The following is a 24087-nucleotide window of genomic DNA, read 5'->3' as shown; positions in this document are numbered from 1 at the left end:
GCCGGGAGGGAGCGCCAGTCTTTCAGGCTCAGTCCGGGACGTAGCCGATGGCGAAGTCCCGGAAGCCGAAATGGGCCAGGCTCAGGATGCCGACGAAGGCGATCCCGTGCAGCCACCGGCGCGAGCTGCGCGCCAGGACCACGGTCAGGATCATGGCGCCGATCGCCTGGCCCACCGCCATCCAGTCGCCCATCGGCACGGCCTCGCCCTTGGCCGCGTGCTCTGGGAAATGGAGGACGAAGTCGACGAGGTTCCAGACCTGGACCACAGCCGCCAGCCAGAACAGATAGGCCCGGTTCTCCATGTACCAGACCTGCAGATCGAGCCCCTCGGGCGGGATCTCGTCCGGCAGGGTCGCCGCCGCCACGAGGAACAGGAGGAGGACATAGGCGGCTTCGACCGCCACCCGATAGAAGCTGATCTCGGTGATGCCGAGGCCCTTGTCCCAGAGCCTGAGAAAATAGGCGATGATCAGGGTGAAGACGACGAGGGCCGAGAGCAGCGGCAACGGGCTCCAGTTCACCCGCTTCCGGGCGACCAGCAGCCTGTGCAGGCTGTGGGCGATGTCGGCCACGGCCAGGCCGAGGACCACCGACACGAAGGCCGAGAAATAGTCGAACAGATTGGCCTGTGGCAGCGTCATCGTCCCCCCCGGTCCAAACGCGGGAGCAGCCTAGCACAGGGCGGCGCGCTGGCTATGATGGGGGATGGCTCACTATGCGCGCATCCTGGCGACCCTCGTCCTGCTCGCCGCCGCCGTCGGCGGGGTGGTGTGGCGGTTGTGGAAACCGAAGGCGGAGCCGCTCTATGAGGAGCGGGCGATGCTGGGGGACGAGATCCGGGCGCGGCTGCAGGCCCTGCGCGACGAGGACAAGTTCCACGCCGACGGGACCTATGCCGGGCCGAAGGGGCCGAAGAACCGGGCCACCCTGTCGGCCTGGGTCGATGGGGTGATCGACGACATCCTGGCCGAGGACGACGGGCCGCTGGAGGCCTCGGACGTGGCCGGGCGGCTGGGGATCGCCATCGGGGCGGCGTCGAAACGGCCGGCGGCGGACCAGACCCGGCTGCACGGCTATCTGATCGAGATCTGGTACATCCTCGGCTACCGCTCGGCGACGGGCTATTTCCCGGCCCCGGACGACGCGCCCGAGGGATGGGCCGAGCCCCTGCCTCCCGGCTGGACCGCGCCGGACCGGCCCCGCCTGCTGACGCGGCGTTAACCGGTCTGGCGCAGGCTGGCCCCAGGGATACCGCCCGAGGAGGACCAGAGTGTCCAGCATGATGACGTCCAGCAGCCGCATCCGCCGTGATCATTTCGAGCCCAGCGACAGCGACCCGCAGGAGCAGCGCAGGCTGCGCGGGCATCTGGAACAGATCGACTACGCCGCCTTCGTCTCCAACCGGGAGGTGATCCCGCAGGTCCTGGGGCTGGGCGCCAACCATACCGAGCCGGCGGCCTTCCAGCGGCTGGCGGTGGCCGCCGCGACGGCGCGGGCGCGCTGGATCGCCGAGGCGCTGAGGCTGTCGGAGGCGGGCCAGGCCATCGGCCCGGCCGAGGCGGCGAAGCTGTCGGGCATGCGCGCCGCCTATGAGGAGCTGTCGGAGGCCTATGAAGGCCTGCGCCGCATGGTCGAGCGGGGCTACCTGCCCTACCGCGCGGCGGAGCGCTGAGGCCCTGGTTCAGCGGCCCTGATTCAAGGGCTGGGGCGCGGTCGAGACGGGTGCGTCCGGATCCGCCGGCGCGGGCGCGGCCGGGGTCGGCGGCTCCACGACCAGGGGCGCGGTCTGGATATCGGGCCGGGGCGCGGTCTCGACCGGCGCGGGCGGCGCCACCACGACGGGCGCGGCCTGGGTCGGGCGGCGCGGCGGGGCCGTCACGGGCGCGGCGGCAGCCGGAGCAGGGGCGGAGGTCGCGCGGACCGGCGCCGCAGTCTCGATCCCGGGTGCAGGCTCAGCGACCACCGTCGTCTCTACGGGAGGCGCGGCATCGGCAACCAGAGGCGTCGGGCCCGGAGCGACGGGCTGCGGGGCAGGCAGGGTGGCCAGCCAGATGAAGCCGCCGATGACCACGAGGGCCGCGACACCCGCGACGATCGGCCAGCGGTCGCCCCTGGCCACCTTCTGCATGGCCGCGCCCATGGTTGCGTAGATCGCCGGGGTCACGACCACCGAAGGCAGTTCGCGCGGCCTGGCGGCCGGCTTCGCCTCGGTCGAGAGCGGCGGCGGCACGGTGACGGCGGGCTCCGGCTCGATGACGATTTCGTGCGGCGCGGGCGTCGGCTCGGGCGCGGCCTGGACCGGCTCGGGTTCGGGAGCGACGGCTTCGACGACAGGCTCAGGCGCGACCGGCTCTGGCTGGGGAGCCACGGCCTCAACGACCGGCTCGACCGGTGCTTCCGGGAGGACCCCGGCGGCGGGGGACGCAGCCCGGGCCGGGGGGATCATCGAGCCGGTCAGTATGCCTGCGCCCGACCGTCGGACAGGACGAGCCGCCGGGGCCGGGGCCACCCGCGGCAGGGGACCGACGCGGAACACGGGCCGGGGCGGGCGCGACCACACGATCCGGCCACGCACGAACGGCTCGGGCGGACGGTTTTCGGCGGGGCCTGGAGGGGTCTCGGACGACATGGCAGGCGTCTTAGCGGCGAACGACGGGGGCGTCCAATGCCAGAAGTTTAGCCGACCGTACCGTCAGCGAACCTCGACGCCCTTCCAGAAAGCCATTCGACCGGCGATCTCGACGGCGGCGGACTTTGGCTCGGGATAGTACCAGACGGCGTCCTTGTTCTCCTTCCCGTCCACGACCAGCGAGTAATAGGAGGCCGTCCCCTTCCACGGGCAGATCGAGGTGGTCGTCGAGGCCTTCAACACGGCCGGATCCACGGCGTCACGCGGAAAATAGTGGTTGCCCTCGACCACCACGGTATCGTCCGAGCGGGCGATCACCACCCCGTTCCAGGTCGCAGCCGTCATCTGTCATCTCCGTCAGGTTTTGAGCCGATAGCCGGTCTTGAAGATCCACCCGACGACCGCGAGGCAGGCGACGAGGAATCCGCATGTCGCCACGAGGCTCCAGACGATCGGCACGTCGCCGGTCCCGTAGAAGCTCCAGCGGAATCCGGAGATCAGATAGACCACCGGATTGAAGTGAGTGATCGTCCGCCAAGGCTCCGGCAGCATGTGGATCGAATAGAAGGACCCGCCCAGGAAGGTCAGGGGCGTCACCACCAGCATCGGGATAAAGTTCAGCTGCTCGAAGCTCTGGGCCCAGATGCCGATGATGAAGCCGAACAGGCTGAAGGTCGTCGAGATCAGGATCAGGATGGCCAGCATCCAGACCGGGTGCAGGATCTGCAGCGGCACGAAGAGCGATGCGGTCGCCAGGATGATCAGGCCCAGCACCGCCGACTTGGTCGCCGCCGCCCCGACATAGGCCAGGACGATCTCGAACGGCGACACGGGCGCGCTGAGCAGCTCGTAGATCGTGCCGGTGAATTTCGGGAAATAGATGCCGAACGAGGCGTTGAAGATCGACTGGGTGAACAGGCTCAGCATGATCAGGCCGGGCACGATGAAGGCGCCGTAGGGGACGCCGTCGATCTCGGTCATCCGGCTGCCGATGGCCGAGCCGAAGACGACGAAATATAGGGCGGTCGTGATAACGGGCGTGACGATCGACTGCCACAGGGTGCGGAGCGCCCGCGCCATCTCGAACCTGTAGATGGCCCAGACGCCGTATCCGTTGAAGGTCATGCGGCGGCTCCGGTGCTGGCGGCGACCGGGTCGCGATGGACCAGGCTGACGAAGATGTCCTCCAGCGAGCTCTGGCGGGTGTTCAGGTCCTTGAAGGCGATGCCGAGGTCCGAGAGTTTGCGCAGCAGGGAGGGCACGCCGGTCTGCTCGGCGTTGGAATCGAACACGAACTCCAGCTCGTTGCCCTCGTCGCGCAGGGTCAGATGCCACTCCGCCAGTTCGGGCGGCAGGAGCTCCAGCGGGTCCTGCAGGTTCAGGGTCAGGGTCTTCCTACCCAGCTTCTTCATAAGCTCGGTCTTGTCCTGCACCAGGATCAATTCGCCCTTGAGGATCACGCCCACCCGGTCGGCCATCTCCTCGGCCTCCTCGATATAGTGGGTGGTCAGGATGATGGTGACGCCGCTCTCGCGCAGGCGGCGCACCAGGTTCCACATGTCGCGACGCAGCTCGACGTCCACCCCGGCGGTCGGTTCGTCCAGGAACAGGATGTCGGGCTCGTGGCTCAGGGCCTTGGCGATCATGACCCGGCGCTTCATGCCCCCAGACAGGGTCATGATCTTGGAGTCCTTCTTGTCCCACAGGCTGAGGTCCTTAAGGACCTGTTCGATATGGGCCGGGTTCGGCGCCTTGCCGAACAGACCCCGGCTCAGGGTCACCGTGGCCAGCACCGTCTCGAAGGCGTCGGTGGTCAGTTCCTGGGGCACCAGGCCGATCTTCATCCGCGCCTGGCGGTAATCCTTTTTGATGTCGTGGCCGTCGGCCGTGACAGTGCCGGTCGAGGGGGTGACGATGCCGCAGATGATCGAGATCATCGTCGTCTTGCCGGCCCCGTTCGGGCCCAGCAGGGCGAAGATCTCGCCCTTGCCGATCTGGAGGTCCGTGGGCTTCAGCGCCTGCAGCCCGGAGGCGTAGGTCTTGCTCAGGCCCTTGATGTCGATGACCGGCGGCATTCGGCGCGTCTCCCCAGCGGCCGAAGCGCCGTCGCCGCAATATGGCGACGTTCGGTCGCGGCTCAAGGCGTAAGGGTGGAGTAAGTCGTCAACTGCTGACTTTTGGAGGCCGCAAGCGGGCATGGCCGATGTCCGCTACGGGTGGGTATCAGACATACAAACGGCCCCACCGTCGCCAGCGGGGCCGTTCCAAACCGGGAGCGAAGTTGGTTACGCGATCAACTGCCGCCGCTGGATGTAGAGCGCGGCTCCGCCTGCCAGGATCAGCCCGAACAGGATCATGGCCCATTCCGACAGGGTCGGCACGGGCGCCGGACCGAAGTTTACAGTGACGCCAAAGTCATTGCCGTTTAAACCAAACCAACCCGTCCCCGTCCAGTCTGATTGTGACCCTGCGTTCTGGTAAACGAGGCGTCCACCGGGCAGGACGTCAGAGTTGGTCATGCTCCAGCCACCGGACCCGCTCCCGGCGCTATTCACGGTGGATGCAAAAATCACATAGGTTTGACCTGCAGTAACTGGGGCGGATCCCGGTATAGTGAACGTCACATCCTGAACCGTTGCACCCGTCGTGGTGACATCACCGCTCTGGTACAGGACGGGTCCGGTCGCGCGGTTGGTGCCGCTGTTCCATTGCATCAAAACACCTCGGAAGGTTGCGGTAGCCGGGACGGTCGCCAGCTTGAAGCTGAAGCTGCTGACGGCGGTCTGCCCACCGGGCACCGTAAAGGTCTGGCCATACGTCTGGGTAGCGCCCCCGTATCCAAAAGCAGTAAACGCCGTAGTTGCAGCAGCCCTAGTGTCGATATTCTGAGCGAGGGCCGGCGTCCCTATCGCCAACGATAAAAAAGCAATAACCCACGCAAATCTTGATAGCATTTTAGTCTCCCCCCAAGAAAACATCGGTAGCTGGAACGACGCCGACACGCAAGGCTCCCCGCTGAGCCAGTCGGGGTGAAGTCGGCACGGACACGGTGGCAGGGGCAGCGGGGTTCGCGTTCAACCGGAATCGCCTGCGGTCTTTGGGACGATGCTTGAAACCACCTGACGGACCGGCGGCCAGAAACCGGACCTTTCAGAGGTCTGCTAAGGGTCGGACCCCGACATTGGCATCAGGCCCGGAACCGGACATCGAACCCCTGTGTCCCGGAAGCAGACCTTCCGGACGGCTGTTGAGGGTGGTTCGCAGCCATTTGAGTGGCGGCAGAAACCAGACTCTCCAGGGCTCTCAAGGCGTCGGACACCCGCCGCCGCAATCCTCAGGCCGCTGGCGCGAGCCCGAAACCGTCTTCGTCGAACACTTCGAGGCCGCTCGGCCTCGGTAGTGAGGCGTCGCCCTGAAGGCACCCCAGCAGGTAGGTAACGGCAAGCACCATGTCCGCAGCGTCGTAGGGCTTCGGTAACGAGGCGATCGCGACCGTTCTGGCCGACCGGGCGCGGCTGACCTGCCCGCTGATCAGCAGGACCGGAACGTCCAGGGCCTTCAGCTTCGTGGCGAGTTCGATGCCGACCAGCTGGATATTGACCAGCGCGAGATCCGGCTGGCTCGCCTTGGCAACCTCAAGCGCATCTCCGATGCGGTCTGTCAGGTTGAGGACATGATATCCGGCGTCCTCCAGTTCGGACCTGAGCGTGATCGCGACGAGCACCTCGTCCTCGACGATCATTAGGGTTTTGCCATCTTGCGGTGTGGTCATCGTCTTACCTCAGGCGGCCAGCCACGATCGGACTTGTCGTGCCACACGCTAGACCGACGGTCGGCCTCTTACTTCTCAAGGCTCCAAGGCCAGCAAAGTTGCGTCAGCCGGTCCTTCCAGGGTCGAGGGCAGTTCGAGCCCTAAGCCGAAAAGCAGACCTATCGAGAGGCTCCTATGGGTCGAAAGCGGTCTTTGAGCTTTCGCCGATAAGGCGACGCCCATCTTCCTCATGCCTTTGGCGTCGCCAGCGGCTACAAGGCCGCCGATGTTGCGCCTGTCCGAACTCAAACTGCCCCTCGACCACGCGCCGGAGGCCCTGCCGGCCGCGATTGCCACGCGCCTCGGCGTACCGGCGCACGACCTGATCTCGTGGTCGGTGTGGAAGCGGGCGCATGACGCGCGCAGGAAGTCGGCGATCCTGAAAGTCTATATCCTCGACGTCGAGGTGAAGGACGAGGCGGCGGTGCTGGCCCGCTTCGCCAACGACGTGCACGTGCAGCCCACCCCGGACGTCGCCTATCGGCATGTCGCCGTCGCGCCCCGGGACGGAGGAAAGGCCGAGCGCCTTAGACCCATCGTAATCGGGGCCGGGCCGTGCGGTCTGTTCGTCGGGCTGATCCTGGCCGAGATGGGCTTCAGGCCGATCATTCTCGACCGCGGCAAGGTGGTGCGGGAACGGACGAAGGACACCTGGGAACTGTGGCGCAAGGGCAAGCTGCACCCGGAATCCAACGTCCAGTACGGCGAGGGCGGCGCGGGCACCTTCTCCGACGGCAAGCTCTACAGCCAGATCAAGGATCCGCGCTTCCTGGCGCGCAAGGTGCTGACCGAGTTCGTCGCGGCCGGGGCGCCGGAGGAGATCCTGACTGACGCCCACCCCCACATCGGCACCTTCCGCCTGGTGACCATGGTCGAGGCCATGCGCAAGAAGATCGAGGCCCTGGGCGGCGAATACCGCTTCGAACACCGGGTCACCGACATCGAGCTCGACAAGGGCGGCATCCGGGGCGTGCGCCTGCACACCGGCGAGACCCTGGAGGCCGACCACGTGGTCGTCGCCATCGGTCACTCGTCGCGCGACACCTTCCACACGCTTTATGAGCGTGGCGTCCACATCGAGGCCAAGCCGTTCTCGATCGGCTTCCGCATCGAGCATCCGCAATCGTGGATCGACCGGGCGATGTTCGGCCCCTGCGCCGGACACCCCGATCTGGGCGCGGCGGCCTATACGCTGTCGCACCACTGCAGCAACGGGCGCACCGTCTACAGCTTCTGCATGTGCCCGGGCGGGACGGTGGTGGCGGCGACCAGCGAGCCTGGGCGCGTGGTCACCAACGGCATGAGCCAGTATTCGCGCAACGAGCGGAACGCCAACTCCGGCTTCGTGGTGGGAATTTCGCCAGAGGATTACGGGAGCGACCACCCGCTGGCGGGCATCGAACTGCAAAGGGAACTGGAGAGCCTCGCCTACGTAGCCGGCGGCGGCGACTATTTCGCGCCCGGTCAGCTGGTCGGCGACTTCCTGGCGGGCCGCGCCTCGACCGACCTGGGGGAGGTGGTTCCCAGCTACAAGCCGGGCGTGCGCCCGACCGACCTGGCGCCGCTGATGCCCGACTATGTGATCGCCGCCATGCGCGAGGCCCTGCCCGTGTTCGGCCGCAAGATCGCCCGCTACGACGACGCCCAGGCGGTTCTGACGGGCGTGGAGACCCGCAGCTCATCCCCGATTCGCATGACCCGCGGCGCCGACTTCCAGAGCCTGACCGTGCGCGGCCTGTTCCCGGCCGGCGAAGGCGCCGGCTATGCGGGCGGCATCCTCTCGGCCGCCGTCGACGGGATCAAGGTGGCCGAGGCCGTCGCCCGATCGATGGTTGGCGCGGCGGCGGCGTAAGCGGACATTGGTGGATTGGCCAGGCTGAGCCCGGCGTCATTTCCACATGCCCTTCGCAGGCCCTTGTCCCGGCGGCGCTTTCGATGTTGCGCCCGGGAGCGATCCGCAACCTCCGGCGTTGAACGGCTCCGCGTGTTCGAGATGACATGGCTCCCTCACTCCCCGACCCCGGCATCGGCCGCCTGCGTTCCGGCCTCAGTGGCCTGTTCGACCGTTTGCGCAAACGGCGGACATGGCGCGACCGGTTTCCGCGGCTGCATGACGCGCTGGAGGCGTCGTCGCGCTTCGGTTTCGCGGCCAACGGCTTCGTCTATGTCTCGGTCGGCATCCTGATGCTCGCCACGGCCATCGGTATGAGGGGGCAGGCCGTCGATCCGCACGGCGTCCTCTATGTCCTGGCGCAGCAGCCGTTCGGTCGGCTTTGGCTGATCCTGATCGGCGCCGGCCTTTGGGCCTTCGTCGGCTGGCGCGTGTTACAGGCCGTGTTCGACGTCGATCACGAGGGTTCGAACCTACAGGGATGGGTCGTGCGGGCGACGCAGGGGTTCAGCGGCCTGGCCTATGCCGTGCTGGCCTCCGGCGTGTTCCAGCTGCTGGATGAGGTGGGACCGTCGATGGGCGCCGAACAGTTGGCGGAGAACCAGGAGAAGGCCTCCATCCTGCTGGACCTGCCGTTCGGCGGCGCGGCCCTGATGATCATCGGCCTGATCATCGCCGGTGTCGGCATCGGGAATGTCGTCATGGGCGTCGTCAACGATTTCGGCGCGACCCTGGTCTGTTCGCAGACGGTGTGCCGCTGGGTGCTGCCGCTGGCGCGGATCGGCTATGTCGCGCGGGGTCTGGCCTATCTGCCGCTGGCCCTGTTCGTGACGCTGGCGGGATGGCGGGCCCAGTCGTCCAAGGTCGAAACCTTCGGCACCGCGCTGGAGGCGCTGGAGCGTCAGCCGGGCGGCGACCTGATGCTGGGACTGACAGCCGTCGGCCTGATCGCCTTCGGCGCCTATGCCTTCGTCGAGGCCCGCTTCCGGCGCATCCGCGTGCCGAAAGATCTGGCCGCCGGATAGTCCAGCGCGTCCGCCGACGGAACTGGCCTCGTATCTATGCTTTTCCATCTCGCGCGAGGACTGCCGATGTCGATCCGAACCCTGGTCATGGCCGCCGTCGCGGTCGTCGCCGTCAGCGCCTGCGCCACCTCCATACCCGCCGATCAGGTCCGCGCGCCCCAGCCGGCGCGAGCGGTGGATCTGGAGCGGTTCTACTCCGGCCGCTGGCTGGAAATCGCCCGCCTGCCGATGAGCCTGACCGACGGCTGCGTGGCCGGGGCGACCAACTATGTCATCCAGTCGCCGACCCGGATCAGCGTGCGCGACACGTGTCAGCAGAATACGCCGGACGGTCGCGAGAAGGCCATCGGCGCCTCGGGCACGATCCTCGACCCCGGCTTCAACGCCAAGCTCCGGGCGCGGTATCTGGGCGGTCTGATCACCTGGGAGTACTGGGTGCTGGACCACGCCGAGGACTACAGCTGGTTCATCTCGGCCGATCCGAAGTTCGAGAAACTGTGGATCTATACGCGCGAGGTTCCCGACGCCGCCGAACGCGCCGCCCTCGTAGAGCGCGCCCGGTCGCTGGGCTACGATGTCAGCCGCCTCGAATTCCCCGCCTTCTAGGAAGCACCCGATGACGCACCGCCCTCTCCTGCTCGCCGTCTGCGCCTCCGCCCTGACGCTCGCGGCCTGCGGAAGCGGGCCGATCGCGCCCGAGGGCTCGACCTTTGGAGCCCGGCCGACCCTGGTCGAGCCGCACAGGAACCTGTTGGCGCCGACGGTGAATATCGCTCCGGCGGTCGGGTGGCCGGACGGCGTCATGCCGACCGCGCCACAGGGGTTCCGGGTCCAGGCCTTCGCGAGCGGTCTCGATCACCCTCGCTGGCTCTATCGCCTGCCCAACGGCGACATCCTGGTTGCCGAGACCAATGCGCCGCCCAAGCCGGAGGGCAAGTCGGGCGGCCTTCGCGGCTGGGTCATGGGTCTGGTGATGAAGCGGGCGGGCGCGGCGCCGCCGAGCCCCAACCGCATCATCCTGCTGCGCGACGCGGACGGAGACGGGGTGGCGGAGACCAGGTCGACCTTCCTTGAGAACCTGATGTCGCCCTTCGGCATGGCCCTGGTCGGGGACAGGTTGTTCGTGGCCAATGCCGACGCCGTCGTCGCCTTCCCCTATCAGGCGGGCCAGACGCAGATCACGGCGCCGGCGACAAAGATCGCCAACCTGCCCGCAGGCCGGAACCACCACTGGACCAAGAGCCTGGTCGCCTCCGCGGACGGGACGAAGCTCTATGTCGGCGTCGGGTCCAACTCAAACATCGGCGAGAACGGGATGGACGAGGAGGAAGGCCGCGCGGCCATCCACGAGATCGACACCGCCACAGGCGCCCAGCGGGTCTTCGCCTCGGGCCTGCGCAATCCCGTCGGTCTGGCCTGGCAGCCGGACAGCCAGGCGCTTTGGGTCGCAGTCAACGAGCGGGACGAACTCGGCAACGACCTGGTGCCAGACTATATGACCTCGGTGCGGGACGGCGGCTTCTACGGCTGGCCCTGGAGCTATTACGGCCAGACAGTCGATGCGCGGGTCCAGCCCCAGGATGCGGCCAGGGTCGCCGCCGCCCTCGCGCCCGACTATGCACTGGGCGCCCACACGGCGTCGCTCGGTCTGACCTTCTACGAAGGAACCGCCTTCCCGGCCGCTTACAACCACGGCGCCTTCGTGGGTCAGCACGGATCGTGGAACCGCGAGCCGAAGGCCGGCTACAAGGTGATCTTCGTGCCCTTCGCCAACGGAAGGCCATCGGGCGCGCCGCAGGACTTCCTGACCGGCTTCCTCAACGCCGAGGGCGAGGCGATGGGCCGGCCGGTCGGGGTGCAGGTCGATCGACTGGGGGCCCTGCTCGTCGCCGACGATGTGGGCAATGTCATCTGGCGGGTCGTTCCCGCGACCTGAGCGCGGGAACGCGGACAGCAAAAAGCCCCCGGCGCGAACCGGGGGCTTTCTTGTCTTCGCCGCCGATCAGTTCAGCGGGGTGGTCTGGATGGCCGGGGCCGGCGGCGTCACGGTCGGCGCCGGGGCGGTCGGGGTCACGCCGGTTGAAGGCGAAGCCCTGTAAGGAAGCGGGCCGGTCGGTTCGGTCACGGCTTCCGTGCGCGGCGCCACGGCGACGGTCGCAGCGGCTCGACTTTCGACGGCGCCGACGCGACGCTGAACCGCGGGAGGCGGGGTGGGGGCGGCGTCGCGAACGAAAGGACCCGGAGCGGCGGCGGGGGTCGTCAGGGCAGCCGGTGCGACCGAGCTTTCCAGCGGGGCAGGCCCGGCCTCGAGGGGCCGGACGATCGGCGCGACGGGTTGGGGTTCGACGAGGGGCTGGGTCTCGGTTCCGCCGCCCATCATCATGGCCGCGCCGCCGCCGATAAGGACCAGGGCGCCGATCGGCGCGAGGATCATCCAGGTCCGCACACCCTTGTTCGCGCGCCTGGCGCGGGCGTAGCGGGGCACGAAGTTATCGGCCTCGATCGAAGTGTTCCGAATGGCGTCATCCGTATAGGTCACAGTCATCTGCGTTACTCCAAGGTTATGCCGGGAAAACAACCGTCGGCGATCGAGGTTCCGAAACAACTCCCGTGCCTTCAAGAAACACCGTCATCGACACAAACCGGTCGCGGTCTGCGGCAATCACGGCCAAATCTTGCCCCTGTTCGCATTCACGAACAGGTAATCTTGAGGGGGGCCTTGCGGGAGACTCGATCCAACGGAGCCCCGGCCTTGGGTTTACCCGGCGGCGCCGACGCAACGGCGCCACGCCCGGGCGGAAACGTCGCCGACCGACGCTACGGATTCCCCTGCCGGTTGACCCCGTCCCGCCGGTTGTTCATCACCGGTTTGACTTACGCCTGCATACGGAGCGACTGCGACCATGGGTTTGGCGGCCAACATCCGACGCGATCTCAAGTTCGCGGCCGGTCTGCGTCGGCTGCTCAAGCGCATCAAGCCGATCGCCCTGGATAGCGACGTTCTGGTCTGCGACGACTTCGAGGAAGCTGTCGATAAGTTCTCTGACAACATCGCCCTCGAGGACGAGCACCGGTCGCTGACCTATCGCGACCTCGACGGCATGGCGAACCGCTATGCCCACTGGGCGCGCAGCCGGAACCTGCGGCGCACAGACGTCATCGCTCTGGTGATGACCAACCGCGCGGAATACATCGCCGCCTGGATGGGGTTCTCGAAGGCCGGCATCGCCACCGCCCTGATCAACACCAACCTGACCGGCCAGGCCCTGGCCCACTGCCTCAACATCGCCGGCGTCGCCGTGGTCGTGGCCGACGAGGAGACCTGGCGGAAGTGCGAAGAGGCCCGGCCCTTCGTCAGCCGCACCATGATGCTGTGGGTCCTGGGCCTGAGGGACGCCGACGAGGTCTCCGAGCGGCGTGGACTGGACAACGCCGTGCGCAGCGGATCGTCAGTGCGCCCGAACCGCAACATCCGAGACGGCCTCACCAACCGCGACACCGCGCTCTATATCTACACCTCCGGGACGACCGGCATGCCGAAGGCGGCGCGCATCCACCATGCCCGGGCACGGACCTATATGCGCGCCTTCGCCGGCTGCACCCAATCGACGCCGACGGACCGGATCTTCAATGTCCTGCCGCTCTATCACTCGACCGGCGGCCTGGTCGGTGTCGGCCCCGCCCTGCTGAACGGCGGGCGGCTGATTCTGCGGCGCAAATTCTCGACCTCCAGCTTCTGGCGGGACGTGAACACCTCCGGCGCGACGATGTTCGTCTATATCGGCGAACTGTGCCGCTACCTGGTGAACGGCCCGCCGCAGGAGGGCGAGCGCGGCCACAAGATCCGCCTGGCCTTCGGCAACGGCCTGCGACCCGACGTCTGGCCGGACTTCCAGTCCCGTTTCGCCATTCCCGAGATTCTGGAGTTCTACGGCTCCACCGAAGGCAATGTGTCGCTGTTCAATTTCGACGGCAAGCAGGGCGCCATCGGGCGGGTCCCGAAATTCCTCAAGAAGCAGATCAACATCCGCCTGGTCGCCTTCGACGTCGATACCGAAGAGCCAGTGCGCCTCGCCAGTGGCCTGGTGCGTGAGGCCTCGGCCGGCGAGATCGGCGAGGCCATCGGCATGATCGGCGACAACATCCGCCATGACTTCTCCGGCTATGCCGACAAGGCCGCGTCGGAGAAGAAGATCCTGACCGATGTGTTCCGGCGCGGTGATCGCTGGTTCCGCACCGGTGACCTGATGCGCCAGGATTCGGAGGGCTATTTCTACTTCGTCGACCGCATCGGCGACACCTTCCGCTGGAAGGGCGAGAACGTCTCGACTGCCGAGGTCGAACAGCGGCTGGCCGACGCGCCAGGCGTCAACGAGGTCATCGCCTATGGCGTCCCGGTGCCGGGGGCCGACGGCAAGGCCGGCATGGTCACCTTGGTGGTCGAGGGCCGGTTCTCCGCCAAGGATTTCGCCGTCTGGGCAGACGAACAGCTGCCGCCCTATGCGCGGCCCGTGTTCGTGCGCCTGGCCAAGACGCTGGAGACGACCGGGACTTTCAAATACCGCAAGGTCGATCTGGTGGCCGAGGGCTTCGATCCGGCGAAGATCGACGGCCAGATCTACGTTCGGGGCGGCAAGTCCGGCTATACCAGGCTGACCGCCGAGGGTTTCGCCGCGATCCAGAACGGCCACAACCGGCTTTAGTCTTCCCCCTGCACTTCGCTTTTGGGGAGGACTAAGCGACCGTTAATCATTAATGGCGAAGGTCGGCGTCTCTGCTCCCGGGGACGTCGGACCGCCAAATGTTTCAGATCATCGGCATCGTCATGTTGTTCGGCATGGTGTTCGGCAGCTACGCCCTGGCCGGGGGCAAGTTCGAGGTCATCATCCACGCCGCGCCACACGAGTTGATGGCCATTGGCGGTTCGGCCATCGCCGCCTTCCTGATCTCCAACTCGATCGGCGTGGTGAAGTCCGCCATGGGCGGGTTGGGCAAGGCCTTCGCCGGGCCGAAATGGAAGAAACAGGACTACAAGGACCTGCTCAGCCTCCTGTTCGCCCTGACCAAGACGATGAAGTCCAAGGGCGTCATCGCCCTGGAAAGCCATATCGAGAAGCCCGGCGAATCCTCGATCTTCCAGAAGTATCCGAAGGTCATGAAGGACCATTTCGCGATCGATTTCATCTGCGACACCCTGCGGATGATGACGATGAACCTCGAGGATCCTCACCAGATCGAGGACGCGATGGAAAAACAACTGGAGAAGCATCACCACGAGGCGGCCGGCGCGCCTCACGCGCTTCAGAACATGGCCGACGCCCTGCCCGCTCTGGGCATCGTCGCGGCCGTTCTGGGGGTCATCAAGACCATGGGATCGATCACCGAACCGCCAGAAATCCTCGGCGGGATGATCGGGGGCGCCTTGGTCGGCACCTTCATGGGCGTATTCCTGGCCTATGGCCTGGTCGGACCGCTGGCAGCGCGCCTGCAGGCGATCGTCGACGAGGAAGCGGCATTCTACAAAATCATCCAGTCGGTGCTGGTCGCCCACCTGCACGGCAACGCGGCGCAGATCTCGGTCGAGATCGGACGCGGCGACATCCCGTCGTCGGCCCAGCCGTCGTTCATGGAGATGGAAGAACACCTTGCGGCGAACCCGCCCGAGGCCGCCTGATCATTTCGTTCGAGGGCTCCAGAACACGGCGTCCTCACGCCGGCTCCCGCCGGTCATGATCCCGTCAGCCCGAGGCCCGACGCCCAGGGCCGGTTGACCGAAGCCGGTGAACGGCTTCACCCTCATACGTAACCTTCCCGGATCGCGGACGATCACGAAGCCGTGAGATTTCGCTTGCGAATCCGCTCACGATCCCGTTATCTCCCCAACGGAGAGGATTCATGACCTCTCTTGAACCCCCTTCTGAAGGATATACATCATGCGCATCGTCGCCCTGATCGCCGCCTCCGCCGCCGCCCTGACCCTGGCTGCTTGCCAACCCGCCGCCGAAGACAAGGCCGCTGACGCTTCGGCTGACGCCGCTGCCGCCGCCGACACCGCCACGGACGCTGCTGCGACCGCCGACGCTGCCGCCACGGACGCTGCTGCCGCCGCTGGTGAAGCCGCTGCCGCCGCTGCTCCGGCCGCCGACGGCGCTATGGCCCCGGCTGCCGACGCCGCTATGGCTCCGGCCGCTCCGGCCGCTCCGGCCGCTCACTAAGTCCTCACGGACCTGGTATTCGGACGGAGTTCGCTTCGTCTGACGGAAAGGGATCGCCTCCGGGCGGTCCCTTTTTTCGTGCCCGCAATACGCCACGCCGCCTATAGACCCCGCGATGACCGACACGGATGACCGCGACCCCAGGTTGGTCTGGACCGAGGCCGGGGAGCCCCGGTCGGGCCGGTATGGCGACATCTATTTCTCGGCCGAAGACGGGCTGGCCGAAACCCGGGCGGTCTTCCTGACCGGATGCGGCCTGCCCGAGGCCTGGGCCGGTCGTCGGGATTTCACCGTCGCCGAGCTGGGCTTCGGCAGCGGGCTGAACATCGCCGCCCTGCTCGACCTGTGGCGGCGACATCGTCCCGAAGACGGGCGACTGCACATCTTCTCCATCGAGGGCTATCCGCTGGACGCCGACCAGGCGAGCCGCGCCCTGTCCGCCTGGCCCGAGATTCACGAGGTGACGGCGGCGCTCGCCGAGCGCTGGCCGGCCACGACCCCGGGCTTCCATCGCATCGACCTGCCGGAGTTCCACGCCGTGCTCGACCTCGCCGTGGGCGAGGCTGAATGGGCCCTGGATCAATGGACGGGCCGCGCCGACGCCTGGTTCCTTGACGGGTTCGCGCCCTCTGTGAACCCGGGCATGTGGTCCGAGACCGTCTTCGATCAGATCGCCGCGAAGTCGGCGCCCGACGCCCGCGTCGCGACCTTCACCGTCGCAGGCCTGGTCCGCCGCGGTCTGGCCGAGCGCGGCTTCGCCGTCGACAAACGCCCCGGACACGGCCGCAAGCGCGAGCGGCTCGAGGCGCGCCGGACCGGTGATCCCGCCGTCGCCCCGCCGCCCCGCTGCGTGATCGTCATCGGCGCAGGGATCGCCGGAGCCGCTGTGGCGCGCGCCTTGACGGCTGCGGGTCTCACGCCTGTTGTGATCGAGGCCGACGGCCGCGGAGCGGGCGCGTCCGGCTTCCCGGCCGCCCTGGTGACGCCGCGCTTCGACCTCGGCGACGAGCCGGTGGCCGCCCTGTTCGCCCAGGCGCTGGAGCGGGCCGGCGCCCTTTACAGCCTCTTGCCCGGCGCGGTCATTGCGCGCGGCGTGCTGCAACTCGCAGGCACAGAACGCGATGCCCGACGCTTCGAGCGGATCGCAACCCAGCCGATCTGGGCAGACGGCGAGATCACCCTGGCGAACGACAGCGAAGCGTCCCGCATCGCCGGCGAGCCGGTCGAGGGCCCGGGCCTGTGCATGGCCTGCGCCTTCGTCGTCGCTCCGCCCACGATCCTGAGGAACTGGCTCAGTCCCGACGCGGTACGCGCCGGGGAGGCGGCGCGTGTCGAACCTCATGCCCGAGGATGGCGGGTTGTTGATGCGACCGGCGCCGTGCTCGCGGAGGCGGAGACGGTGGTGCTGTGCGCAGGCGCGGGCTCCATCGGCCTGGCGCCGGATCTGCGCCTGTCGCCGGTGCGGGGCCAAGCCGAATGGGTCGAAGGGGAAGGCGAACCCGCAGCCATGGCCTGGGGCGGCTATGTCGCGCCGACGGGGACCGGCTTCCTGTTCGGGGCCACCCACGTCCGGGACGATACCGCCACGGACATCCGTCCGGCCGACACAGAGCGGAATCTCGCCGCGCTCGCAGCCCGCCTGCCGGGTCTCGCCGCAGGCCTCGCGCTGGGCGCCGTCCGCTCCCGGGTCGCGACCCGGGCGACCACGCGAGACCGCCTGCCGATCGCCGGCGCCGTACCCGGCCATGCCGGTCTGTTCGTCCTTGGCGGCCTGGGATCGCGAGGCTTCTGCCTCGCGCCTCTGCTGGGAGAACATGTCGCCGCGCTGGTCTCGGGCCAGCCCTCGCCCCTGCCCCGCAATGTCGTCGAGCGGATCACGCCGTCGCGAGCGGCCCTTGCGCCCGGCGCAAGGCCGGAGGACGGTCGACGCGTCTAGCTGGAAGGAAGAGACGCCGCTGTGCGCCGACCGATCGCCCTTGTCATCGTCCTGTCCAGCGTCGCCGCATGCGCGCCCACCGACGGCGCCGCGCCCGGCTCCGGGATCGGCACGCCCGACGGCGGCGCGCGCCAGTGCTTCCAGCCCGCCCGGATCACCAACTTCACGCGAGGCGGGACCGAGCAGATCTACGTCAAGGTCCTGGGCGGCGGCGTGTTCGCGATCCAGGCGGGCGGCTGCCCCGATATCGGAAACGCCAACGCCCTGGTCATCACGCCGGCGACGGGGATCGGCAGTCAGGTCTGCGTCGGCGACAGTGCACGGATCGCCTTGCCGAACGTCCGCTTCGGCCCGGACCAGTGCTTCGCGCGCATTGAACGCTCCCTGACCGAGGCCGAGGTCGAGGCCTTGCCGGGGCGCCAGCGCCCCTGATTCAGGCCTTCTGGGCGTATCCCAGCTTGCGATTCAGCTTCTCGATCAGGTCGATGGCCGTGTCGGCGATGACGGATCCGGGCGGATAGACGGCGGCCACGCCCATATCCAGCAGGGTCTGGACGTCGGCGGGCGGGATCACCCCGCCGACCGTCACCATGATGTCGGAGCGGCCCAGCTTCTTGAGTTCGGCGATCAGCGCGGGCGCCAGCGTCAGGTGCCCGGCCGCCAGCGACGACGCCCCGACGACGTGGACATTGTTGTTCACCGCATCGCGCGCCGCCTCTTCCGGTGTCTGGAACAGGGGACCGGCGACGGCGTCGAGGCCGAGGTCGCCATAGGCCGTGGCGACAACCTTCTGGCCCCGGTCGTGGCCGTCCTGGCCCAGTTTGGCGATCAGGATGCGCGGCGGACCGCCGTCGTTTTCGACGAAGGCGGCGACCATGTCGCGGGCGCGTGAGATTTTCGGATCCTTGCCGGCCTCGCGGGCGTAGACGCCTGAGACGGTCTTCACCGTGGCGACGTGGCGGCCGAAGGCGGCTTCCAGGGCGTCAGACATCTCGCCGACCGTGGCGTGGGCGCGACCGGCGCGGACGCAGAGTTCGAGCAGGTTCTCCGAGCCTTCGGCGCCGGCTGTCAGGGCGTCGAGCGCAGCCTGGGTCTTCGCCTCGTCGCGTTCGGCGCGGAGACGCTTCAACTTCTCGATCTGCGCCGACAGCACGGCGGCGTTGTCGACCTTCATCACGGGAATGTCGTCCGCGACGTCGTTCAGGTAGCGGTTCACGCCCACGACCGTCTGCTGGCCGGTGTCGATCCGGGCCTGGGTGCGGGCCGCCGCCTCCTCGATGCGGAGCTTGGGCACCCCCGCCTCGATGGCCGCAGCCATACCGCCCAGTTCGCGGACCTCGGCCATGTGGGCGCGCGCGCGTTCCGCCAGTTCGTGGGTCAGGCGCTCGACGAAGAAGCTGCCGCCCCAGGGGTCGATCACCCGGGTCAGGCCGGTCTCGAGCTGCAGCAGCAGTTGGGTGTTCCTCGCGATCCGGGCCGAGAAGTCGGTCGGCAGCGCCAGGGCCTCGTCGAGCGAGTTGGTGTGCAGGGACTGGGTCTGGCCGCCCGCCGCCGCCATGGCCTCGACCATGGTGCGGGGCACGTTGTTGAACACGCCCTGGGCCGCCAGCGACCAGCCCGAGGTCTGGCAGTGGGCCCGCAAGGACAGGCTGCGTTGGTCCTTCGGCGCGAACTCGGCCTGCACCGCCTCCGCCCACAGCAGGCGGCCCGCGCGAAGCTTGGCCACCTCCATGAAATAGTCCATGCCGATGGCCCAGAAGAAGCTCAGGCGCGGCGCGAACCGGTCCACGTCCATGCCCGCCGCGACACCGGCGCGGATGTATTCCAGCCCGTCGGACAGGGTGTAGGCCAGCTCGAGGTCGGCCGAGGCTCCCGCCTCCTGCATGTGGTAGCCGCTGATCGAGATGGAGTTGAACTTCGGCGTCTCCTGCGTCGTCCAGGCGAAGATGTCGGCGATGATCCGCATCGAGGGCCCGGGCGGATAGATGTAGGTGTTGCGGACCATGAACTCCTTGAGGATGTCGTTCTGGATGGTCCCGGTCAGGTCCTTGTGCTCGACGCCCTGCTCTTCCGCCGCGACGACGTAGAGGGCCAGGATCGGCAGGACGGCGCCGTTCATGGTCATCGACACCGACATCTGGTCCAGCGGGATGCCGTCGAACAGGGTCCGCATATCGAGGATGGAATCGATCGCCACCCCCGCCATGCCGACGTCGCCGGCGACGCGCGGGTGGTCGGAGTCGTAGCCCCGGTGGGTGGCCAGGTCGAAGGCGATGCTGAGCCCCTTCTGACCGGCCGCAAGGTTGCGGCGATAGAAGGCGTTGGAAGCCTCGGCGGTGGAGAAGCCGGCATACTGGCGCACGGTCCAGGGGTTGGACGCGTACATGGTCGGATAGGGGCCGCGCACGAACGGCGCGAACCCGGGCAGGCCGTCGATGAAGTCGAGGTCTGCGATGGCCGCCGCGTCGTAAACGGGAGCGATGTCGATGCCCTCGGGCGTGCGGATGGGCGCGCGGTCAAGGGCGCCGTTCAGCGGCGACAGATCGAGGGCGGTTCTGGTGAAATCGGGGGTGGTCATGCCGCCGTCTCCTGCTCGAAGGCTTCGGCCCAGCGCAAGGGCGGCAGAGGCGGGCAGCGGTCGCCCGGGGTGGCGGGCGGTTCAGTGGTGGAGGCCTCGACCGACACGGGGCGGACGTCAGCGTCGACGAACTTCGTAACCCCGACCATCTGGCCGCCACCTTCGGACAGAGCGGCCTTGGCCGACGCGCGGGCAGCGGCAATCCTCTGCTGCAGGGCGCCGCCGCGCAGGGAGGCGACGATGCCGCCCTCGCGCTCGATGCGCTGGAACTCGGCCCAGCCGGCTTCGGCGAGATCGCGGGTGCGGTGATCGAGATACCAGGACCCTGCCGCAGGATCAGCGACGCGGCCGATGTGGGCCTCTTCCATCAGGATCAGCTGGGTGTTGCGGGCCTGACGACGGGCGGAGGCGTCGGGCCGGCCGAGCGCGCGGCTGAAGCCGTCGAGCACCACGGCGTCGGCGCCGCCCACAGCGCCGGCGAAGCCGGCGGCGGTCAGGCGCAGCAGGTTGGGCCAGGGATCCCTGGCGGCCAGCATCCGGCGCGAAGAGCGGGCCTCGATCCGGGCGGGGGTCTCATCGCCGAAGGCTCTGGAGATCGAGCGCCAGATCAGGCGCAGGGCCCGAACCTTGGCCAGGCTGTCGAAATACTCGGCGTCGACGCTGACGCCCAGGACCGTCCCGGTCAGGGCGCGCTCGATGGGCAGGCCCGCGTCCACGGCGGCATTCAGGCAAGCCGCAGCGGCGGCGGCGGCGAAGCCCAGTTCCTGACCGGCGGAGCCTCCGGCCTCGTGCGCGGCCCGGCCGGTGACGAGGAAGAAACTGGCTTCCGGATAGGCCCCGGCGTGGCGGGCCGCGGTGTTGGCGGCGAGGCTGATATGCTCCTCAATCGAACGGGGCGAGCCGCCCGTTGCGGCGAAGGCGCTCAGCGGGTCCATGTGGAACATCAGCTTCGCGCGGGGGGAGCCCTTGGCGACGACGGCCAGGGCGTTGGCGGCGTCCGGCCCGGCGAGACCGGCGTCGAGGCCGACAGGGGCCAGCTCCAGCGCCACGCCGTGCAGCGCTCGACCGAGTGGTTCACTATCGGTCAGAACCTCGCCTGAGAGGATGACCGAGGCGGCGCCGCCTTCGAGATCGGCGAGGATCGCCGCATTGGCGGCCTCGGGGTCATCGCCCTCGACCTGGGTGCGCAGGTCCCAGGGGCGACCGTCGGCGTCCGAAGCGCGGGGCGCGAAGACCGCCGCCGTCGCATTGGCCCGGCCGTACAGCGGACGCGTCGTCAGGTGGTCTGCGTCGAGATGAACGAGACCCTCGACCGGCCTGCCCTTCAGCGCCTTCTCGGCCTCGGCGCGCCATTCGGCGGGCAACGGGATCGGGAAAGGCTGGGACATGCAGGCTCCGGCGAGGTTCACGCGCCGTATTGCTACCGCAGGCGCCGGGCGTCCAGCCGGATCGACTGACCGCGCGACTCCAAAAGCGACTCGACAGAGTCGACAGAGTCGCGCCCGCCCGCAGCCGCTCCGTCCCCGATCCGGCCCATGCCGATCCCTCCACCAGAAGAACGGCAGTATAACCCCGCATCAGGGCGTGATGGACAAAAGGCCTCTCAATGCGGCCACGCCTTGATCCGATTAAGGAAATCAGCGCGTCCGTTGATGGGTATGGAACGAAACCCCTCTCCCGTTCAGGAGAGGGGTCCAGGGGATCAGACCCTGGCCGGCTCGTAGCGTGGCGACAGGATGTGGATGACCAGCAGGGCGATCAGATACGCCGAGGCGGCGACGACGAAGATCGGGGTGTAGCTGCCGATCTTGTCCAGGACGTAGCCGGCGTATTTGGCCATGGCCATGCCGCCGAAGCCGCCGATCATACCGCCGATGCCGACCACCGACCCCACAGCCGAGCGGGGGAAGACGTCGCCGGGCATGGCGTAGAGGTTGGCCGAGAAGCCCTGGTGCGCCGCCGTGGCGATGCCGATGACCAGCACCGCCAGCCACATGTTGTCGAGATTGCCCGCGAAGGCGACGGGCGTGACCGCAAGGGCGCAGATCAGCATGGTCAGCTTGCGTGCGGCCCCCAGGCTCATGCCGCGCTTCAGGAACTGTCCCGACAGCCAGCCGCCGCCGATCGAACCGACGTCCGAGAGCAGATAGATGGCGATCAACGGCGGGCCGAAGGTCAGCAGATTCAAGTCGTACTGTTTGCCCAGGAAACCCGGCAGCCAGAACAGGAAGAACCACCAGATCGGGTCGATCAGAAACTTGCCCAGGGCATAGGCCCAGGTCTCCTTGACCGTCAGCAGCTTGAGCCAGCCGACCTTGTGAGCCGGGTCGGGGGCGTCCTGCGAAATCCAGTTCAGCTCGGCCGGGGTGACCTTTTTGTGCTCGCCCGGGCGCTTGTAGATCATGAACCAGACGGGAACCCACAGGAACCCGAGCGCACCGACGATGATCAGGGCCATCCGCCAGTTGGGCTCTTCGGCCGTGCCCAGCCACACCGAAGCGATCAGCGGGATGATCAGCGGCGTGATGATGGCGCCGATGTTGGTGCCGGCGTTGAAAAGACCGACGGCGAAGGCGCGTTCCTTCTTGGGGAACCAATCCGTCACGGCCTTGATGCCCGCCGGGAAGCCGCCGCCCTCGCCGATGCCCAGGGCAACGCGAGCGATAATGGCGGTGTTCAGGCTGCGAATGCCGGCGTGGGCGATGAAGGCGATCTGCCAGATGATGAAGGCGATGCCGAAGCCCCATCGGGCCCCGATCTTGTCGACCAGCCGTCCCCACAGCAGGTAGGAGACCGCGTAGGCGGCCTGGAACCAGAAGATGATGTCGGCGAAGTTGGTTTCGGTCCAGCCGAACTCGGCCATCAGCGTCGGCTTCAGGACGCCCAGCGCCTGACGGTCGACGTAGTTGATGACCATGGCCGCGAACAGCAGCCAGACCACGACCCAGCGGTATTTGCCCGACGGCGGCTGGATCTGGATTGGTTCGACCCTGGTCGAAGCAGCGTCTGTCATGGACCCCGTCCTTACTGTTTCCGCGTCCTGACCCGCCTTGTCACCGCGAGCGGCGCGACGGGTTCCGGGATGGTTGAACTACGTCTCGGCCGAAACGACCGTGCAATGGATTTCGCCGACGCCCGAGAAGGCGCAGACGGATTGGGCGCCGATCTCGACGCGGTGGACGCCGGTGACGGCGCCGGTCGAGATCAGGGTTCCCTCCGTCACCGGCCGTCCGCGACGCGCCAGGTGTTCGATCAGGAAGCGGACCGATTCCAGCACGCCCATGGGGATCGCGGCCGCCGTGGCCGTGCCGATGACCTCGCCATCGACGAGGGTTTGAACCTCGATGCCGTCCAGGCGCGCGGCCCAGTCCTCGATCTCGACGCCCAGCACCAAGCCGCCGTTGTTGCCAAAGTCGGAGGCGACCACGGCCGAGCCCAGCTCGTTGATCGTCGAAAGCGGGCTGCCCGCCAGTTCGACGCCGATATGCATGGCGGACACGGCGGCGGTCGCCTCTTCCAGGGTCCAGTCGAGCCTGGACGGATCGACCTTGCCGATGCGGGCGACGAACTCGGCCTCGATCGCGGCGAACCCGCCGGGGATGGCCGGCAGCGGGGTCGGTTCGGACGAGGTCGACCAGAAATTGCGGCGGAAGACCGGGCCGGCAAGGCGATGCGTCTGCAGGGTCGGCTGCTGGCCCGGGGGCACCATGCCGACCTTCCAGCCGACAATCTCGTCCGGGAACAGGCCGATGGCCGCGTCCTGGGTCGCGTAGGCCGTGGCCATGTCGAGCGGGCGCGGGCCCGGATAGTCCGACAGCGCGGTGTGCGACAGGCGCGCGCCGACGAAGCGCCCGGCGATGTCCGACACGCTGTCGTTCAGGCCCGGGGCGTTCGCCGCGCTCATGCCGCGACCGCCGAATGGTGATGAATGCCCGTCACGCGCCGTCCCGATATCATTTGCCAGAAGCCGATCTTCTCGTCGGTTGGGGGATGATTGAAG

General features: G+C 67.9%; 23 protein-coding genes. 11 read left to right on the top strand and 12 right to left on the bottom strand.

Annotated elements, in window-relative coordinates:
- Positions 1 to 28: 28 nt before the first annotated feature.
- A complete protein-coding gene (locus ACP7A5_RS05075) occupies positions 29 to 643 on the bottom strand; it encodes a hypothetical protein (protein ID WP_426040888.1) in 615 nt (204 codons plus the stop codon).
- A gap of 64 nt (positions 644 to 707) precedes the next feature.
- Here ACP7A5_RS05075 and ACP7A5_RS05070 point away from each other — a divergent pair, with 64 nt between their 5' ends.
- Entirely contained in the window at positions 708 to 1223 is a 516-nt protein-coding gene (locus ACP7A5_RS05070; protein ID WP_426040887.1) for a hypothetical protein, read from the top strand.
- Positions 1224 to 1272: 49 nt separating this feature from the next.
- A complete protein-coding gene (locus ACP7A5_RS05065; protein WP_426036273.1) occupies positions 1273 to 1674 on the top strand; it encodes a hypothetical protein in 402 nt (133 codons plus the stop codon).
- Positions 1675 to 1683: 9 nt separating this feature from the next.
- Here the strand turns inward: ACP7A5_RS05065 and ACP7A5_RS05060 are convergent, their stop codons facing one another.
- The 6 genes from ACP7A5_RS05060 to ACP7A5_RS05035 all read right to left on the bottom strand — a co-directional run bounded on the left by ACP7A5_RS05060 (position 1684) and on the right by ACP7A5_RS05035 (position 6403).
- Positions 1684 to 2631: a hypothetical protein gene (locus tag ACP7A5_RS05060; RefSeq protein ID WP_426040886.1), complete on the bottom strand. Its 948-nt coding sequence runs from the start codon at positions 2629 to 2631 to the stop codon at positions 1684 to 1686.
- A 63-nt stretch (positions 2632 to 2694) separates the two neighbouring features.
- A complete protein-coding gene (locus ACP7A5_RS05055) occupies positions 2695 to 2976 on the bottom strand; it encodes a DUF427 domain-containing protein (RefSeq protein WP_426040885.1) in 282 nt (93 codons plus the stop codon).
- A 12-nt stretch (positions 2977 to 2988) separates the two neighbouring features.
- Complete coding sequence (locus ACP7A5_RS05050; RefSeq protein ID WP_426036267.1) at positions 2989 to 3756, bottom strand: ABC transporter permease; 768 nt, start codon at positions 3754 to 3756, stop codon at positions 2989 to 2991.
- Positions 3753 to 4706, bottom strand: a complete 954-nt coding sequence (locus ACP7A5_RS05045; protein WP_426040884.1) for an ABC transporter ATP-binding protein — start codon at positions 4704 to 4706, stop codon at positions 3753 to 3755. Before ACP7A5_RS05045 ends, ACP7A5_RS05050 begins: the two co-directional genes overlap by 4 nt.
- Positions 4707 to 4916: 210 nt before the next feature.
- Complete coding sequence (locus ACP7A5_RS05040; protein ID WP_426040883.1) at positions 4917 to 5585, bottom strand: IPTL-CTERM sorting domain-containing protein; 669 nt, start codon at positions 5583 to 5585, stop codon at positions 4917 to 4919.
- A gap of 380 nt (positions 5586 to 5965) precedes the next feature.
- Complete coding sequence (locus tag ACP7A5_RS05035; protein WP_426040882.1) at positions 5966 to 6403, bottom strand: response regulator; 438 nt, start codon at positions 6401 to 6403, stop codon at positions 5966 to 5968.
- Between the two features lie 265 nt (positions 6404 to 6668).
- Between ACP7A5_RS05035 and ACP7A5_RS05030 the strand changes: the two genes are divergently transcribed.
- From ACP7A5_RS05030 to ACP7A5_RS05015, 4 genes are all read left to right on the top strand, one after another.
- Entirely contained in the window at positions 6669 to 8294 is a 1626-nt protein-coding gene (locus tag ACP7A5_RS05030) for an NAD(P)/FAD-dependent oxidoreductase (RefSeq protein ID WP_426040881.1), read from the top strand.
- Between the two features lie 146 nt (positions 8295 to 8440).
- Positions 8441 to 9358 (top strand): DUF1206 domain-containing protein, encoded by a 918-nt coding sequence (locus tag ACP7A5_RS05025; RefSeq protein ID WP_426040880.1) that lies wholly within the window; start codon positions 8441 to 8443, stop codon positions 9356 to 9358.
- Positions 9359 to 9424: 66 nt separating this feature from the next.
- Complete coding sequence (locus ACP7A5_RS05020; RefSeq protein WP_426040879.1) at positions 9425 to 9964, top strand: lipocalin family protein; 540 nt, start codon at positions 9425 to 9427, stop codon at positions 9962 to 9964.
- Positions 9965 to 9974: 10 nt separating this feature from the next.
- The gene (locus ACP7A5_RS05015) at positions 9975 to 11294 is read left to right on the top strand and encodes a PQQ-dependent sugar dehydrogenase (RefSeq protein ID WP_426040878.1); all 1320 of its coding nucleotides are present in this window, start codon (positions 9975 to 9977) and stop codon (positions 11292 to 11294) included.
- A gap of 66 nt (positions 11295 to 11360) precedes the next feature.
- On the opposite strand, the gene ACP7A5_RS05010 is transcribed toward ACP7A5_RS05015, so the two are convergent.
- Positions 11361 to 11903, bottom strand: coding sequence for a hypothetical protein (locus ACP7A5_RS05010; RefSeq protein ID WP_426040877.1), 543 nt, complete (start codon positions 11901 to 11903; stop codon positions 11361 to 11363).
- A 358-nt stretch (positions 11904 to 12261) separates the two neighbouring features.
- On the opposite strand from ACP7A5_RS05010, the gene ACP7A5_RS05005 reads away from it, so the two are divergent.
- From ACP7A5_RS05005 to ACP7A5_RS04985, 5 genes are all read left to right on the top strand, one after another.
- Positions 12262 to 14061 carry a long-chain-acyl-CoA synthetase gene (locus tag ACP7A5_RS05005; protein ID WP_426040876.1) on the top strand — a complete coding sequence of 600 codons (1800 nt, stop codon included), beginning with the start codon at positions 12262 to 12264 and terminating at the stop codon, positions 14059 to 14061.
- Positions 14062 to 14159: 98 nt separating this feature from the next.
- Positions 14160 to 15032 (top strand): flagellar motor stator protein MotA, encoded by an 873-nt coding sequence (gene motA / locus ACP7A5_RS05000; RefSeq protein ID WP_426040875.1) that lies wholly within the window; start codon positions 14160 to 14162, stop codon positions 15030 to 15032.
- Between the two features lie 259 nt (positions 15033 to 15291).
- Positions 15292 to 15573 carry a hypothetical protein gene (locus ACP7A5_RS04995; protein WP_426040874.1) on the top strand — a complete coding sequence of 94 codons (282 nt, stop codon included), beginning with the start codon at positions 15292 to 15294 and terminating at the stop codon, positions 15571 to 15573.
- Positions 15574 to 15688: 115 nt separating this feature from the next.
- The gene (mnmC, locus tag ACP7A5_RS04990) at positions 15689 to 17509 is read left to right on the top strand and encodes an FAD-dependent 5-carboxymethylaminomethyl-2-thiouridine(34) oxidoreductase MnmC (protein ID WP_426040873.1); all 1821 of its coding nucleotides are present in this window, start codon (positions 15689 to 15691) and stop codon (positions 17507 to 17509) included.
- Positions 17510 to 17530: 21 nt separating this feature from the next.
- The gene (locus tag ACP7A5_RS04985; protein WP_426040872.1) at positions 17531 to 17941 is read left to right on the top strand and encodes a hypothetical protein; all 411 of its coding nucleotides are present in this window, start codon (positions 17531 to 17533) and stop codon (positions 17939 to 17941) included.
- A gap of 1 nt (position 17942) precedes the next feature.
- On the opposite strand, the gene scpA is transcribed toward ACP7A5_RS04985, so the two are convergent.
- From scpA to ACP7A5_RS04965, 4 genes are all read right to left on the bottom strand, one after another.
- Entirely contained in the window at positions 17943 to 20087 is a 2145-nt protein-coding gene (gene scpA / locus ACP7A5_RS04980; RefSeq protein WP_426040871.1) for a methylmalonyl-CoA mutase, read from the bottom strand.
- Positions 20084 to 21475, bottom strand: a complete 1392-nt coding sequence (locus tag ACP7A5_RS04975; protein WP_426040870.1) for a methylmalonyl-CoA mutase family protein — start codon at positions 21473 to 21475, stop codon at positions 20084 to 20086. Before ACP7A5_RS04975 ends, scpA begins: the two co-directional genes overlap by 4 nt.
- 314 nt (positions 21476 to 21789) lie before the next feature.
- On the bottom strand, positions 21790 to 23100 hold the full coding sequence (locus ACP7A5_RS04970; RefSeq protein ID WP_426040869.1) for an MFS transporter: 1311 nt from the start codon (positions 23098 to 23100) through the stop codon (positions 21790 to 21792).
- A 78-nt stretch (positions 23101 to 23178) separates the two neighbouring features.
- On the bottom strand, positions 23179 to 23991 hold the full coding sequence (locus ACP7A5_RS04965; RefSeq protein WP_426040868.1) for a 2-keto-4-pentenoate hydratase: 813 nt from the start codon (positions 23989 to 23991) through the stop codon (positions 23179 to 23181).
- Positions 23992 to 24087 lie beyond the last annotated feature (96 nt).

Source organism: Brevundimonas sp. TWP2-3-4b1 (genome assembly GCF_049897665.1).
Lineage (GTDB): Bacteria > Pseudomonadota > Alphaproteobacteria > Caulobacterales > Caulobacteraceae > Brevundimonas > Brevundimonas subvibrioides_B.
This window is presented reverse-complemented; position numbering and strand designations above follow the sequence as displayed.

What these genes read in the sequence shown, in the direction of transcription:
- ACP7A5_RS05075 (WP_426040888.1), bottom strand. Translation starts at nt 643, where the DNA reads ATGACGCTGCCACAGGCCAATCTGTTCGACTATTTCTCGGCCTTCGTG.
- ACP7A5_RS05070 (WP_426040887.1), top strand. Translation starts at nt 708, where the DNA reads ATGGCTCACTATGCGCGCATCCTGGCGACCCTCGTCCTGCTCGCCGCC.
- ACP7A5_RS05060 (WP_426040886.1), bottom strand. Translation starts at nt 2,631, where the DNA reads ATGTCGTCCGAGACCCCTCCAGGCCCCGCCGAAAACCGTCCGCCCGAG.
- ACP7A5_RS05055 (WP_426040885.1), bottom strand. Translation starts at nt 2,976, where the DNA reads ATGACGGCTGCGACCTGGAACGGGGTGGTGATCGCCCGCTCGGACGAT.
- ACP7A5_RS05050 (WP_426036267.1), bottom strand. Translation starts at nt 3,756, where the DNA reads ATGACCTTCAACGGATACGGCGTCTGGGCCATCTACAGGTTCGAGATG.
- ACP7A5_RS05045 (WP_426040884.1), bottom strand. Translation starts at nt 4,706, where the DNA reads ATGCCGCCGGTCATCGACATCAAGGGCCTGAGCAAGACCTACGCCTCC.
- ACP7A5_RS05040 (WP_426040883.1), bottom strand. Translation starts at nt 5,585, where the DNA reads ATGCTATCAAGATTTGCGTGGGTTATTGCTTTTTTATCGTTGGCGATA.
- ACP7A5_RS05035 (WP_426040882.1), bottom strand. Translation starts at nt 6,403, where the DNA reads ATGACCACACCGCAAGATGGCAAAACCCTAATGATCGTCGAGGACGAG.
- ACP7A5_RS05030 (WP_426040881.1), top strand. Translation starts at nt 6,669, where the DNA reads ATGTTGCGCCTGTCCGAACTCAAACTGCCCCTCGACCACGCGCCGGAG.
- ACP7A5_RS05025 (WP_426040880.1), top strand. Translation starts at nt 8,441, where the DNA reads ATGGCTCCCTCACTCCCCGACCCCGGCATCGGCCGCCTGCGTTCCGGC.
- ACP7A5_RS05020 (WP_426040879.1), top strand. Translation starts at nt 9,425, where the DNA reads ATGTCGATCCGAACCCTGGTCATGGCCGCCGTCGCGGTCGTCGCCGTC.
- ACP7A5_RS05015 (WP_426040878.1), top strand. Translation starts at nt 9,975, where the DNA reads ATGACGCACCGCCCTCTCCTGCTCGCCGTCTGCGCCTCCGCCCTGACG.
- ACP7A5_RS05010 (WP_426040877.1), bottom strand. Translation starts at nt 11,903, where the DNA reads ATGACTGTGACCTATACGGATGACGCCATTCGGAACACTTCGATCGAG.
- ACP7A5_RS05005 (WP_426040876.1), top strand. Translation starts at nt 12,262, where the DNA reads ATGGGTTTGGCGGCCAACATCCGACGCGATCTCAAGTTCGCGGCCGGT.
- motA (WP_426040875.1), top strand. Translation starts at nt 14,160, where the DNA reads ATGTTTCAGATCATCGGCATCGTCATGTTGTTCGGCATGGTGTTCGGC.
- ACP7A5_RS04995 (WP_426040874.1), top strand. Translation starts at nt 15,292, where the DNA reads ATGCGCATCGTCGCCCTGATCGCCGCCTCCGCCGCCGCCCTGACCCTG.
- mnmC (WP_426040873.1), top strand. Translation starts at nt 15,689, where the DNA reads ATGACCGACACGGATGACCGCGACCCCAGGTTGGTCTGGACCGAGGCC.
- scpA (WP_426040871.1), bottom strand. Translation starts at nt 20,087, where the DNA reads ATGACCACCCCCGATTTCACCAGAACCGCCCTCGATCTGTCGCCGCTG.
- ACP7A5_RS04975 (WP_426040870.1), bottom strand. Translation starts at nt 21,475, where the DNA reads ATGTCCCAGCCTTTCCCGATCCCGTTGCCCGCCGAATGGCGCGCCGAG.
- ACP7A5_RS04970 (WP_426040869.1), bottom strand. Translation starts at nt 23,100, where the DNA reads ATGACAGACGCTGCTTCGACCAGGGTCGAACCAATCCAGATCCAGCCG.
- ACP7A5_RS04965 (WP_426040868.1), bottom strand. Translation starts at nt 23,991, where the DNA reads ATGAGCGCGGCGAACGCCCCGGGCCTGAACGACAGCGTGTCGGACATC.